This is a genomic window from Ruegeria sp. BE9 (assembly GCF_056538765.1).
Map to the genome: position 1 here is coordinate 42,152 of NZ_JBQFTS010000005.1, position 12,858 is coordinate 55,009.

The 12,858-nt window shown below is 52.1% G+C and carries 13 protein-coding genes; 10 read left to right on the forward strand and 3 right to left on the reverse strand.

Annotated features, from left to right (window positions below):
- Positions 1–143: 143 nt before the first annotated feature.
- From ACR0EO_RS14465 to ACR0EO_RS14475, 3 genes are read left to right on the forward strand one after another with little or no spacing between them, the layout of a single operon-like run.
- Positions 144–1,319: an ATP-binding protein gene (locus ACR0EO_RS14465; RefSeq protein ID WP_480691103.1), complete on the forward strand. Its 1,176-nt coding sequence runs from the start codon at positions 144–146 to the stop codon at positions 1,317–1,319.
- Positions 1,320–1,322: 3 nt separating this feature from the next.
- A complete protein-coding gene (locus ACR0EO_RS14470; RefSeq protein WP_480691105.1) occupies positions 1,323–2,279 on the forward strand; it encodes a tetratricopeptide repeat protein in 957 nt (318 codons plus the stop codon).
- A gap of 10 nt (positions 2,280–2,289) precedes the next feature.
- The gene (locus tag ACR0EO_RS14475; RefSeq protein WP_480691107.1) at positions 2,290–2,871 is read left to right on the forward strand and encodes a hypothetical protein; all 582 of its coding nucleotides are present in this window, start codon (positions 2,290–2,292) and stop codon (positions 2,869–2,871) included.
- Positions 2,872–3,975: 1,104 nt separating this feature from the next.
- Here the strand turns inward: ACR0EO_RS14475 and ACR0EO_RS14480 are convergent.
- A complete protein-coding gene (locus ACR0EO_RS14480) occupies positions 3,976–5,088 on the reverse strand; it encodes a zinc ABC transporter substrate-binding protein (protein WP_480691109.1) in 1,113 nt (370 codons plus the stop codon).
- A gap of 56 nt (positions 5,089–5,144) precedes the next feature.
- Between ACR0EO_RS14480 and ACR0EO_RS14485 the strand changes: the two genes are divergently transcribed.
- The 3 genes from ACR0EO_RS14485 to ACR0EO_RS14495 are packed head-to-tail and all read left to right on the forward strand — an operon-like array spanning position 5,145 to position 7,197.
- Positions 5,145–5,657 carry a transcriptional repressor gene (locus ACR0EO_RS14485; RefSeq protein ID WP_480691419.1) on the forward strand — a complete coding sequence of 171 codons (513 nt, stop codon included), beginning with the start codon at positions 5,145–5,147 and terminating at the stop codon, positions 5,655–5,657.
- Between the two features lie 2 nt (positions 5,658–5,659).
- The gene (locus ACR0EO_RS14490) at positions 5,660–6,400 is read left to right on the forward strand and encodes an ATP-binding cassette domain-containing protein (protein WP_480691111.1); all 741 of its coding nucleotides are present in this window, start codon (positions 5,660–5,662) and stop codon (positions 6,398–6,400) included.
- Positions 6,400–7,197 carry an iron chelate uptake ABC transporter family permease subunit gene (locus ACR0EO_RS14495; protein ID WP_480691113.1) on the forward strand — a complete coding sequence of 266 codons (798 nt, stop codon included), beginning with the start codon at positions 6,400–6,402 and terminating at the stop codon, positions 7,195–7,197. The genes ACR0EO_RS14490 and ACR0EO_RS14495 overlap by 1 nt, the downstream gene beginning before the upstream one ends.
- 145 nt (positions 7,198–7,342) lie before the next feature.
- Here the strand turns inward: ACR0EO_RS14495 and ACR0EO_RS14500 are convergent, their stop codons facing one another.
- Positions 7,343–7,786, reverse strand: coding sequence for an Lrp/AsnC family transcriptional regulator (locus tag ACR0EO_RS14500; RefSeq protein WP_480691115.1), 444 nt, complete (start codon positions 7,784–7,786; stop codon positions 7,343–7,345).
- Positions 7,787–7,915: 129 nt separating this feature from the next.
- Between ACR0EO_RS14500 and ACR0EO_RS14505 the strand changes: the two genes are divergently transcribed.
- The 4 genes from ACR0EO_RS14505 to ACR0EO_RS14520 all read left to right on the forward strand — a co-directional run bounded on the left by ACR0EO_RS14505 (position 7,916) and on the right by ACR0EO_RS14520 (position 11,846).
- Positions 7,916–8,548: a LysE family translocator gene (locus tag ACR0EO_RS14505; RefSeq protein ID WP_480691117.1), complete on the forward strand. Its 633-nt coding sequence runs from the start codon at positions 7,916–7,918 to the stop codon at positions 8,546–8,548.
- 180 nt (positions 8,549–8,728) lie between these two features.
- A complete protein-coding gene (locus ACR0EO_RS14510; RefSeq protein ID WP_480691119.1) occupies positions 8,729–9,064 on the forward strand; it encodes a hypothetical protein in 336 nt (111 codons plus the stop codon).
- Between the two features lie 266 nt (positions 9,065–9,330).
- Positions 9,331–10,167 carry an amino acid ABC transporter substrate-binding protein gene (locus ACR0EO_RS14515; protein WP_480691121.1) on the forward strand — a complete coding sequence of 279 codons (837 nt, stop codon included), beginning with the start codon at positions 9,331–9,333 and terminating at the stop codon, positions 10,165–10,167.
- Between the two features lie 1,142 nt (positions 10,168–11,309).
- Positions 11,310–11,846 carry a LytTR family DNA-binding domain-containing protein gene (locus ACR0EO_RS14520; protein ID WP_480691123.1) on the forward strand — a complete coding sequence of 179 codons (537 nt, stop codon included), beginning with the start codon at positions 11,310–11,312 and terminating at the stop codon, positions 11,844–11,846.
- Between the two features lie 93 nt (positions 11,847–11,939).
- On the opposite strand, the gene rfbA is transcribed toward ACR0EO_RS14520, so the two are convergent.
- Positions 11,940–12,818: a glucose-1-phosphate thymidylyltransferase RfbA gene (rfbA, locus tag ACR0EO_RS14525; protein WP_480691125.1), complete on the reverse strand. Its 879-nt coding sequence runs from the start codon at positions 12,816–12,818 to the stop codon at positions 11,940–11,942.
- Positions 12,819–12,858 lie beyond the last annotated feature (40 nt).

Genomic DNA, 12,858 nt, shown 5'->3' on the forward strand with positions numbered 1-12,858 from the left:
AGTGATGCGTTTTTGCCAATCAGATCAGCCTAGGGTTTAACCGAGCTTGACCGTAAACCTCTTTAAGTTAGCAAGGCAGAGATATTACCGGAAATTTTTAGATCGTCTGGCAGTTTCGCCGAGACGCAATAGGGCAGCACATAATGACGCAAAGGTTGGAAGCACAATACCAAGACCTGATTGATCTTGTGGTTGCAGGTCACGCGCGCGAAGCAAGTTTCCGCGCCTTGTTAGTACTTCTCAAAGATGCGCCAGACAGCAGCGTTATTCTGGGCGCGCTGGCGCAAACCGAACCTTCTTTGATCGAAACAGAAGCCCTAAAAACCGAAGCTGCGGACTTGTTGACCTTGGCGGGTGAACATAAGCGGGCCGACATGTGGCGGCCCGTGCAAGAAACATCGGACAACGTCATTCAGATGCCCTCGGTTGATGGCCCACTGCGTATGGTCGAGGGCGGCGAAATCACCTTTGACGACATTGGTGGGCTTGAGGAGGTCAAAAAACAGGTGCGCCGCCGCATAATAAATCCGTTCACCGGCAAGCGCGACCTGTTTAAGCGGTTCAAACGCAAGGCTGGTGGGGGCGTTCTGATGTATGGACCTCCGGGATGTGGCAAGACGATGCTCGCTAAGGCTTTGGCCACGGAATGCAATGCGGGATTCTACAACATCCGCGCCGCCGATGTGCTTGATAAGTACGTGGGCATTGCAGAAAAAACGATCAGAGAGATTTTTGCCACCGCCCGAACTCGGCGGCCTGTCGTTCTGTTTTTTGATGAAGTCGAGGCATTGGCACAGCGCCGGCAAATGGACAGCTCTGCGAAAATAAATACGACCGTTTCGGCGCTTTTGACTGAGATGGACGGGTTTTCCGAGGATAACGACGGCATTCTTTTTCTGGGTGCCACCAATGTGCCGTGGTCGCTGGATAGCGCATTCCGCCGTCCCGGTCGTTTTGACCGTTCGATCTTTGTGCCACCTCCAGATAAAGTGGCTCGTTCCTTTATCCTAAAACGCCTGTTGCAAGACCGCCCCACCAGCTCGGGCCTGGACGTCCAATTGATCGTTGAAAAAACATCGGGTTTCTCGGGTGCGGATCTGGCTGCGTTGGTCGATACAGCGATTGACATCGCGATCGAAGAAAGCGCCTCAGTCTCGGAGTTGGAACCTCTGAACAACGCACATTTTAAGGAAGCCCTGCGCGAGGTGAAGTCCTCGGTCGGTGAATGGCTGGGGCAGGCGCGCAGCTTTGCAGACTATGCCAACCAGGACGGGATGTACGACGACCTGGCTGCCTTTTTAAAGAAATACGCGAGATAACGCATGTCAGAAGCACAAGTCGAAGGGTTGGGCACAGCTCGGGCCCTTTTTGATGCCGGGAACACCGAAGGCGCGAAACGCATTCTGGGCGGAATGCTCGAAAAAAACCCAGACAATTTGGGTGCCGCCGATTTAATGGTGGACATTCTGATGAAGGAGAACAGCGCCAAGAAGGCAATTGAGTATTGCGACAATTGGCTATCGCGCCACCCGAATGCCGTCAGGATGCACGTCAACAGATTCAATGCGCTGGCAAAGCTGGATCGCAAAAGAGAAATGGCGTCTAGCTTGCAGCGCTTCCGGCAGAATTTCCCGGAGCATCACGATGCCATCAATGTGATGGAAATGCTGCTAGATGCTAAAAAGGGCAAAACGAACAGGTTCCGGAAGAAACTGGAAGAAGAGTTTGGTCACGATCAGTCGCCCGAAATGACAAAGATCAAAGGTCTTGCCCTGCACAACTTGGATGACGTGTTCGAGGCAGACCACTATCTGAGCGAAGCTCTTGAGTACTTCCCGAACGATCCGGAATTGCTGGAGGCAATGGCCACAAACCGCTTCCAACTCGGTCGTTTAGCCAGTGCGCGGGCGTTTGCGTCTCGGGCTTTGACTGTTGATCCAACAAAACGACGCATGGCTTACCTCAGCAGGCTGACATGGCTGTTTTACTACCCGGGATTCTACCTTCTACTTCTGATTATGACGACCGGTCAGATCATGTGGATGAGATTCAATAAGATAGTCGCCTTGGTTGGCTACGTGATCCTGTTCCGGATAATGAGCGGCGCGTTCAACTTTTTCGTCTACCCCTTTGCCATCCTCGCCGGAGTAAGTTCGTCCCATCGTGCGATAATGGTGGTCTATGTGATTGTGATCGGGTCCTACCTCATTGCCATTGTCGATCGGTATTACAACAAGCTCTTCGGCCGGAAGAAAGCCGTTAAGTTGCGGAAGTATTGAGGAAAAACCCATGACTGATCAAACGATGCCATGGTGGAAAAACCGTACGATCAAAGGGTTGACCCCTTGGGTGGCTCTATTCGCCGCACTATTGCTGCTTCATAAGACATTTGACTATCGCATCGTGAACAAGGGGCGCGACCTTGCGGGTTTAGAAGACAACACGCTCTATCTGAACCAAATAACGCCGCAACTTTGCACCAATCAGGCCGTATACGCCAAGCTGGGCAAGCGGCGTTTTCTTGTGCCGATTGGCGCTGTCGCAGGCCAGTCTGTTTTTGAGCAGGAAGGAAAGCTTCACTTAGGCGACAGCGTTGTCGATCTTGGCGAAGCGTGGAAGCAGAAAGCTCAGTCTGAAATTTCCGACTCCGGAGTGTCGACGGTCCCTCAGGGCCATGTTCTGATTTTGAACACAGGCTTTCAGGAAGGGCACGAAACCAAAGGTTGGGGCATTGCGGTCGTACCCGAAACGGCTGTTGGGCGATCGCTATCGCACGTGCTGTTTTCCAGAGATTTGAGCCGTATCGGACAACCTGCCAAAGAGCTGGGAACTTGCGTAACACGGGCAAGCGAGCAATCCGAAACGTCCTAAGGCAAGGCCCGAGCGCGTTCGGCGCGTTTTTACAGTTTCGCAAATGGTCGACAAAATCGAACCCCGTGTGATCCGTGTCACTGACCGGCTACGAAAAAACTGACAGACTGGGATAATTCAAAGGTTGGTGCTCGGCTTGCGTTTGGAGCACTGTTTTTTTATTATCCTCCCCATGACTGGGGCGCGCTGGAGTCAGCGCGCCTCTTTTTTTTGTGTTTGGAGAACAGATTTGGATACCAGCAAAGACTAAAGCTGAAAAATAATGGCGTAGCGTAAATTACCTTGCGATTTGCGTGCGGTAGCGGCGCAGATGTGCGGCGTAAAACATTTTTTGATCGATCGGTCAAAAACGGTGTAATTTCAGCAATTCTTCCCCGTTTCCGGTTTGATTTTTTTTAATATGTACAGCCCACCGCTGCGGGTGATCACTCATTTGTAAATGGTCTTTGGGCCTTCCTCCCCCTCGGGCTTGGACCAGCCCGCAGCGGCAAATATTTTGAAGAAGACTGATTAATGCAAGGTGCTCGCAATGTTCTTGAAATCGATTCTGAGGCGCGTTTTTAGGGCAAAGGCTGTAGTGGTCTCAGTGCCAGAAGAGTCAGTTCAGAAAGCCGCAAGCACAAATCGAGCTTCTATAAGTAAACCGGAACTTACGTTGCTGTTTGGTGATTTGTTGAATGAAAATAAGAGCTTGAATGGTAAAGGCCAGCGGCCGAAGGGTTAGCCTGAATAAGCCTCGGGAAATCGATGGAATTCCCAAGATAGTGTGCTGCCTGATGAGTGAAGGAACTGCTGCTGTCAACGGTGCGTTTCCAAAATAATGGTGGACACACTTTCGACACAATGTCATCTTGGGTGCGAGGGCGGCACGTCATTATTTTAGTACGTACTGGTTTTCTAACTGGTCATTCGAGGGGGTATGAGTGCGATGTGTCGCCCCACGAAATCTTCGCAAAAATATGGCAGGAATTGACGGACGTGTCGTCGTAGGATCGAAGCGGATACTAGCCGTTTGCTAGGCTCTGACGCGCTATTGAACTGGCTGTCTTTTCATGCTCGCGTTAAGGAGCCAGGCCAAAGTGCTACCTTTGGCCTGGCTGATGTTCAGAGGCACTCGGCCAATGTATCGGCCATTTTTCGAATGACTTCGGGATAGAGCGTTGTTCCGGGTTCCAGGTCAGAGCCCAATGGGTCGATTACACCTGTTTTCGCTGACGTTCCCTCTAGAACAGTTTTCACGATTCCAGGATTGAACTGGGGTTCGGCCAGAACGCAATCGACACCTTCTTCACGAATTCGACCCTGAATTTCGGCGATACGAGCCGGGCTTGGGTCAGTGGCGTCGCCAATGGAAATCGCACCCGAGGCAGGGAAGTCAAATGCATCTTCGAAATACTGATAGGCGTCGTGGAATACGATGAAGCTGCGGCCGCGGACACTTTCCAGTTTTTCGGAAACCTCTGCAGATAACGCAGCCATTTCTTCTCGCGCGGCTGCTGCGTTTGCAAAGTAAGCGCCAGCATTGTCTGGATCAGCTGCTGAAAGCTGTGCTGCGATCACGTTAAGCCACGTTTCAGCGTTTGCAGGGGAAAGCCAAGCGTGCGGATCATGTTCGCCGTGTGCGTGACCCTCGTGGTCGTGTTCGTCGTGGTCAGCATGTTCATCGTGATCATGATCGTCATGCTCTTTGTGATCTGCGTGATCCTCGTGCTTGTCATGATCGTGATCATCATGGCCATGATCTTCGTGTTCATGCTCTTTATCTTCGGCATGCTCACCCTCATGGCCGTAGTCATCGTGGTCATCGTGGCCAGCATGTTCGTCATGGTCATCGTGCTCGTCGTGATCATGCGCCTCGAACAGGGCATTTTCCCGGAAATCAAGAAGAACCGTTCCGTCAGATTCCAGCAGAGTTGTGACGGTTGCGCCGTCCGCAAGTGTTTCCACTGCACCTTCCATCCAAGGTGTCAGGTCTTCTCCGATCCAGAATACCAGATCAGCCTCTTGCAGGGCGGCTGCCTCGGATGGGCGCAAGTTGTATTCATGGGGTGAAGCACCTGGCTGAACAATGAGGTTAGGTGTTCCAACCCCTTCCATAACCCGAGCTACCAGTGAGTGTACTGGCGCGATGTCGACCGCCACATTTGGAACATCCGCCATTGCTGTTCCCCCCATGAGTACAGCCGTGATCGAATATGGTAGAAGCTTTCTGGACATCAGACCCTCTATGTGATTTTATAACGTTGCGAGCGGCATACATGATATGGAATAACATGACAAGTGATCCACGCCCTGTTCCGGCTGATGAAACGGCTCCGGTAGGGTTCCAGAAACACAATCACGACTCCTGCGTCGAAACCGCCCTAGCCACAGCTGAGGCGCGGTGCAAAGAGCAAGGCCTGCGCCTTACTCCTGTTCGGCGCAAAGTTCTGGAGATGTTGCTTCAGGAGCATAGGGCGCTTGGTGCCTATGCCATTCTTGATTACCTGCGCGATGAGGGTTTTGGGTCTCAGCCCCCAGTGGCTTATCGAGCGCTCGACTTCCTTGTCGAAAATGGCTTCGTGCACAAGATTGAGCGTTTGAACGCGTTTGTTGCCTGCTCTCATCCCGGCGCCACGCATTCCCCAGCTTTCATGATTTGCAGAAAATGCGACGCAGTCGCTGAGGCTCAATCCGCGCCGACCAAGGGAGTCCTTGGTGCAGCTGCGCGCGCAGCCGGTTTCGAGATTGAGCGAACGGTAGTAGAAGCCGAGGGAATCTGTCCGGCCTGCACCGAAAAGGCGTAGAAATGACCCTTATCACCGCCGAGAATCTTAGTGTGCGCTACGGTGCAAATACCGTGCTGCGTCATGTGGACATGGCCATCGAACCCGGTGAGATCGTCACCATTGTCGGCCCAAACGGTTCGGGCAAGACCAGCTTGTTGCGAGCGATCATCGGTGCGACCAAACCCACAGAAGGTAGGGTTTCGCTGAAGCCGGGCCTGAGAATTGGCTATGTCCCGCAAAAACTCCATATCGATCCGACGCTGCCGATCTCAGTTGAAAGGTTTATGCGCCTTACAATTAATGTTTCGCGCAAAGACTGTGTGGCGGCGCTTGAGTCTGCTGGCGTTCCAGACCTTCTAAAGCGACAGATGTCGCAATTGTCTGGTGGGCAGTTCCAAAGAGTTTTGTTGGCGCGGGCTTTGATTAATCGCCCCGACGTCCTGCTCTTGGACGAGGCGACCCAAGGCCTCGATCAACCGGGATCAGCAGCGTTTTATCGGCAGATTGAAGATGTGCGTCGTGAAACCGGCTGTGCCATTTTGATGATCAGCCACGAGCTGCATGTCGTCATGAGCGCCTCTGACAGAGTGATCTGCCTCAATGGTCACGTGTGTTGCGAAGGGTCTCCGGCTGTTGTGGCCTCAGCCCCTGAATACCGAGCGCTGTTCGGAACCGGCACTGGCGGTGCGTTGGCCCTTTACCGACATGACCATGACCACGATCACGACCATTGTGAACACACTCAGGAAGCTGCTGAATAATGCTAGATGATTTCATGACACGCGCAACGTTGGCGGGTGTTGGCGTTGCCTTTGCTGCAGCCCCCCTAGGCTGTTTCGTTGTTTGGCGCAGGATGGCGTACTTTGGTGATGCAACAGCCCACGCAGCCATCCTGGGCGTTGCGCTGTCGCTTACCTTCCAAATGTCGGTATTCACAGGAGCACTGGCCGTTGCATTGATTATGGCGCTTACGGTCACGCTGTTGGCTGGTCGGGGCTATGCAATGGACACGCTTCTGGGGGTTCTGGCGCATTCGGCGTTGGCGTTTGGTCTTGTCGCGGTTTCGTTTCTCTCTGGCGTGCGCATCGACCTAATGGCTTATCTATTTGGCGATATCCTAGCGGTCTCGCGGTCTGATTTGATTGTGATTTGGGGCGGTGCTCTGCTTGTTGTGGCTTTGATCACGTGGCGCTGGTCTCAACTGCTTACCGCGACTTTGAACGAAGAGCTGGCCTATGCTAGTGGGTTTGACCCCAAGCGTGAGCAGTTGATCCTGACGTTGTCTCTGGCCGTTACCGTAGCAGTCGCAATTAAGGTCGTCGGTGTTTTGTTGATTGCAGCGATGCTTATCATTCCAGCTGCGGCCGCGCGTAGCCTTGCCCGCTCGCCTGAAACAATGGCGTTAATAGCAGCGGCAATTGGCGCGTTTTCGGCTGTCGCGGGGTTGAGAGCGGCCTACGTGTTCGACACGCCAGCAGGCCCGTCGATAGTCTGTGTTGCGGCAATCCTGTTCGGCTGCTTGAGCCTTGTCGGCTGGCAAACTCGGCGTGGTGCTTAGATCATCTGCCTGGGCTTAGAGTGATCTGAGCCAGGTCCTGGCCTTTCTGGTCGAGTGCAACTCGTCCATTGGTCAAGATCCTAAAGCGGGTAGTCGATTTGCTGCTGAAACCCGCAGCGCTCAGTGTTTTTGTAAGCCTATGGCATCAAAATGGTGGTGGTCGCATTCTGACGGGGCTTGATTTCACGATGGAGGTATTCGTGGTCGCAATGCGGCCGAAAGACTCAAGCAAAGGGTCCAACTCACCAATATCCTTCAACAACAAACGCGCGACGAAGCCGTCCTCGCCCGTAACCTTGTCGCACTGAACGATCCTATCGGTTTCCTGAATCTGTCTCTCTAACATGTGTCGCTTACCGGGCAGGGGTCGAAACCGCACAATCGCTTCGAGAGAGTAATCAAGAGCGTTCGGCGATATCTCAACCGAAAAACCCTGAATAATCCCTCTGTCTTGTAGGCGCCTGACACGATCCCGGATGGTTGGGGACGATACCCCAGTGTCAGTCGCCAGATCTTTCCAGCTAATACGCGCGTCCCGGACCAAAGCATTCAGAATAGAGCGGTCGATATCATCTAAGAGGTTCCTCATATAAGCAACATAAGAAAAAAGCCTTTGGATTACACGGCAAAAACAACAAAACGCTTCTCTTCCGAAAAGTACCTATAGCGGATGGTTCCTTATTGTTCGGCTTCACAACGATCGTCGGTAGGAGAGAGCATGAATTGGGTAATTTGGGCGTCCTTTGCGGCCGTATCTGCAGTGAACATCGTCACGCCCGGACCGGCAAATCTGAACACGGTTCGCCGAACTGTACAGTTCGGCGGAAAGCGGGTTGTCCCAACCATAATGGGAAATGCACTGGGGCTCGCGGCTGGTGGGGTCGTATGTGCACTGGGCGTCACCAACTTCGTGATGGCGTCAGGCCTTCTTTGGTCACTCTTCCAATGGCTAGGCATCGCATATCTGGGGTGGCTTGGTTTAAAGCTGCTGATTGGCGGCGATACTCCTTCATTGACTGCTGAAACACAACCTTCGGTGTCTGCCCGGGCATTGTTCTCAGAAGCTTTCCTTTTGGCGGCTACTAATCCCAAGGCGCTCCTGTTCTATGTGGCGCTGTTCCCTCAGGTGTTGCGCCCAGAGAGCGGACTGCCCTTGCAGGCGAGTATTTTGATACTGACCTATTGCGGCCTGTCTGTTTTGTCTCTTAGCGCCTATTCCGCACTGGCGCATGCGTTGAGAACCCATTTCATGACCCAAAAGCGATATGAGAGATTCCGGCGTGCCTCGGGCATTATCCTACTTGGATTTGCCTTCAAGCTTTTCATGGGCCTGGGGGATCAGAGGTCTTAGTGAGGGCTGGGGCGAGTTTGCCTCGTGTTTTGTTCTGGTGAGGCGGGGAAAATCCCAGGCTTTAACATCATATTTGACGCTTATTTCTGCTTGGCGCATAGCGACCGGATTTTTAACAAAATTTTGACAGAAACCACCCATAGCGGCGTCATCGCAATACATAATATGCTAGGTAAAAAAATGAAAAGAACCGCTATTCTCCTTTCGTTCCTGCCCGCAATGGCGTTTGCAGAAGAACGAGTGTTTGAATGCGAAGCGCCTGATGCGGATCATCCCGAGATGGCGGCCAAACTGATCAAATATGAAGGTCAGGACAAAGGCCATATCACCATAGGCGATATAGACAAAGACGTGGCTGTGTATCCAGGTTTGGACACTTTGACTTACCTCTATGTCGGGGAGGACTACACGCTGAACTACAATGTGCACCCAGAGAAAGGCACTTTCGATTTTTCCGCTTCGGGCAGTAAATCTGGCTGGGGTAAGGGGACCTGCAAAGAAACCACCGGGCAATAATCAGCGTATAAGGCTTGGATGATCAGATTGTCCTCCGGTGGCACCGATCTTTGAATGGAGGTCGGTCGATCCAGCGCCTTTCAGTGTTGGGATCGACCGTCTCAAGAACCTATTGACATGGCTTGGCTACAGCAAAGCAGAACGTACAGCTGATGCTGTTGATCGCTGTCTGTGGCTGGTCAGGTGCCCGTTCAGCAAGCTATGGTTCATTCCAACTTAGGCTTTGTACTTTTTGCGAGAGTGTTGACCAAACCAAAGGAAATTTTATGCGCATACTTTCTCTGTTTCTGACTGCGATCTTGCTTGCCTCAGGTTCGACTGCTCAAACACTTGACCGGATCAAGGAAAATAACGAAATTCGATTTGGATTTCGTACAGACGCAGCACCTCTGTCCTACATCAACGATGAGGGTCGTCCTTTCGGTTTGTCTCCCTTGATTTGCGATCAGATTGCACTGGGGATCGCAAGACAGTTCGGGCTAGAGGACCTGAACGTACAATTCATTCCGGTGAATTCGAATGATCGGTTCGATAAGGTGGCGTCCGGTGAGGTGGATGTTCTTTGCGGAGCCGCTACGATCACTCTGTCACGGCGTGAGCTCGTTGATTTTTCCATACCAACTTATGTCGACGGAACATCTCTTCTGTTGCCCATCGAAACCGAAGGTACGATGCAGGCGCTGGCTGGCAAGAAGGTTGGAATGAGAAGCGACACGACGACCGAAGAGGCCGTGCTTAGGTCTTTCGAGTCTGCAGGGATTGATGCTGAGATGGTGCGGTTTGCCTCGCATCCAGATGGAATAAAGGCGCTAAGGGATGGAGAAGTCGATGCGTATTTCGCAGATCAATCCATTCTTTTGGTCAACTTCCTAGCGGCTGGTTTGAGCGGAAAGTTCAAATTGTCTCAGGATATTCTCACGATTGAAAAACAGGGGCTGGCGATTTCGAGAGGCGATGACGAATTCCGTTTGGTGATCGATACGCTCTTGTCTGAAATGTACCTTCAGGGGCGCATGGAAGAGATCTTTCGTACAGCGTTACCAGGAATAGAGCCTAGCGAAGCATTGAAAGCCTTGTACGTAATTGCGCCCACTATTCCCTAAACAACGCGACTTACTGATCTGGGAAATTAACAGTTTAGATTGGGTGGCAGGAGCCGGCGGGGGAAACCCCGCTTTACAGGCTTTGACACTGGTCTCGCTGAATGTAAGTTACACCAAACTCGCTTATGTTTTTGGCTTCATTTGAGAAAAAACGGCGATCTCAGAGGTGTGGTGTTTGCGAGTAACGCCGACCTTGGGTGGGCGCTCTAATCGGCTCAACTACCTGAAATCTGCCGGAATACCCTGCTTCTGAGCTTTTATGGTCCAGTTGCGGGGCTTGCGGGTTTTCCAGTGCCATTTCGCATTTTGGTTTAGGAGCAAGTGGTTTCGGTGGGCGATACAAGCTTCACGGCTCGTTTCATCGTCCCCAATCACAACACCACAGCAGGCGCAATCCTCCAGCAATGGATAGAGGCCATCATGCCCCCAAACAGGTATATGATATTCCAGACCACATACACGACAGAGGTGTACTGGTTTGTTGGCGATCGGGAGTAAGTGAAGCATTGCCCAAACACCGGGACGGATGCGGTCCGTTCTACATAGAGGCGCAATTGCAGGGTTCTAAATTCATTCAGCCCTGCCGGTACAACGGGGAAAATCAGAGTTTTATCACCATGAATTCTGATGCCTCTATCAGATAGGCTATCGGTCCACCGAGAGACCTTGCAACCGCGTCATACGGAGAAAGAACCTTGGACCGAAGCGCAATCTTTTCGGGCGGAAGTTTTGTATACTATCGGCCCCTAAAAGCGCAGAGAGGGTGCAGAGCGAGCACTCCTTCTCATCCATCCCTAATGCGTTCATTTAAACCGTTTTGTGCCCATTCCAGAGCAGTGTTCCGCTTTCCGATGTCCCTTAAGCAAAATGACACCGAAATACATTTAAAGCTAATCAGTGGGCACATTGTGCAGTTCACACAACGTGAATTGCAGGGGTTTTTGCGCAATCGAAATGTGATTATTTTTTTGATCTTGGCCATTTTGATTGTGACCGCCGGTAATCCTGTCCTTTTCCAGACGTTGCCCAACTTTAAAAGTCGTCTGTTTTATTGGACCCTCAGCGTCGTTCTCTATGTGCTAGTGATCCCTTACTATGCCCAGGCGGCGTATTCGCTTTGGCATAGGGTTAGTGCCCGGCCAATGCCGCACTTTCCGACTTCCGTTCCGCTTATTCTTGCGTTGAGCTGGCTTGCAGAGCATTTACCGATTTTCCCAGATTTGCTTTCCTTGCCGCGCGTCGCTCGTGAAGGCAGTTTTGGCTATCTGGTGAACACGGTTATCGGTGTGACCCTTGAAACCTTGGCGCTCCTTTGGCTTTGGCCTTTGTTCAACAAAGCGCGTGAACACAACCCTGAGCCAGACAAAGAATTTGTAGTTTTCAGCGGCAAATCCATTCCCTTGTCGATCTTGCGATTGGTTCACAGCTCGGAACATTTTTTGATCGTGACAACGGATATCGGTGTCTCAAGATATCGGACCCGAATGAAGGATTTTCTAGAGCAAGTGGATGCTCGGCATGGCATTCAGCCTCACCGCTCGTATTGGGTTGCTAAGGACGAAGCAGTAGAGCTTTCCGGTCGATCAATAAAGACACGGGGTGGAGGGAACATCCCTGTGTCTCGGGGCAGGGTATCAGAGGTGCGTGCGTGGTTCTACAATCAAAGCAAACCGCACTGAACCGATGCTGAGATGAATGCCGGTTTCTTCTGACAGGCTCGGTTGCTTAGCCGCAAGAAAGGCTCTTTAACTTCACGCTGGTCGTTTGCAGTCCTAGGCTTTTTTCAGCAACCTGGACAGATAATCTCCGTACCCATTCTTGGCGAATGCTTCTGCTTGTGCTGCCACGTCATCGGCGCTGATCCAGCCGCGCTGATACGCAATCTCCTCCGGGCATCCAGTTTGCAGACCTTGCCGTTCTTCCAGAGTGCGCACAAAGTTGCCAGCATCCAGCAACGAACCGTGGGTGCCAGTATCTAACCATGCGTATCCGCGCCCCATGGTTTTGACCTGTAATGAGCCTTCTTCCAGGTAAGATTGAAGCACATCGGTTATCTCTAGCTCGCCGCGCGCAGAGGGTGTTACTTTCCTAGCGCGCTGTGGGGCGGTGCCATCTAAAAAGTACAACCCCGTAACCACATAGTTGGACGGTGCGTGACGGGGTTTTTCGACAATTTGGCACGCGCGGCCGTCGCTATCGAATTGCACTACGCCATAGCGCTCTGGATCTGCCACGTGGTAGCCAAACACAGTGCCACCAGACAGTTTTGTGTCTGCCGTGGCCATAAGCTTGGGTAACTCATGCCCAAAAAAGATATTGTCCCCCAACACCATGGCGGAGCAAGCGCCGTCCAGGAAATCTTCGGCCAAGATGTACGCCTGAGCTAACCCATCGGGGCTGGGTTGCGCGCGATAACTTAGCCTGACGCCCCATTGCGCGCCGTCACCAAGAGTGTTCTGAAATTGGCTTTGATCCTGAGGCGTTGTGATAACGCAAATTTCGCGTATTCCAGCCAACATCAGTACACTAAGCGGGTAATAAATCATTGGTTTATTGTAAATTGGCAGTAGTTGCTTCGATAAGCCCATGGTGATTGGATAAAGCCGCGTGCCGCTACCGCCAGCGAGGATAATGCCCTTGCGCCCAGTCATGAAACTCCTCCCAAGTTCCTCCAAATATCTGTCTGGCCCT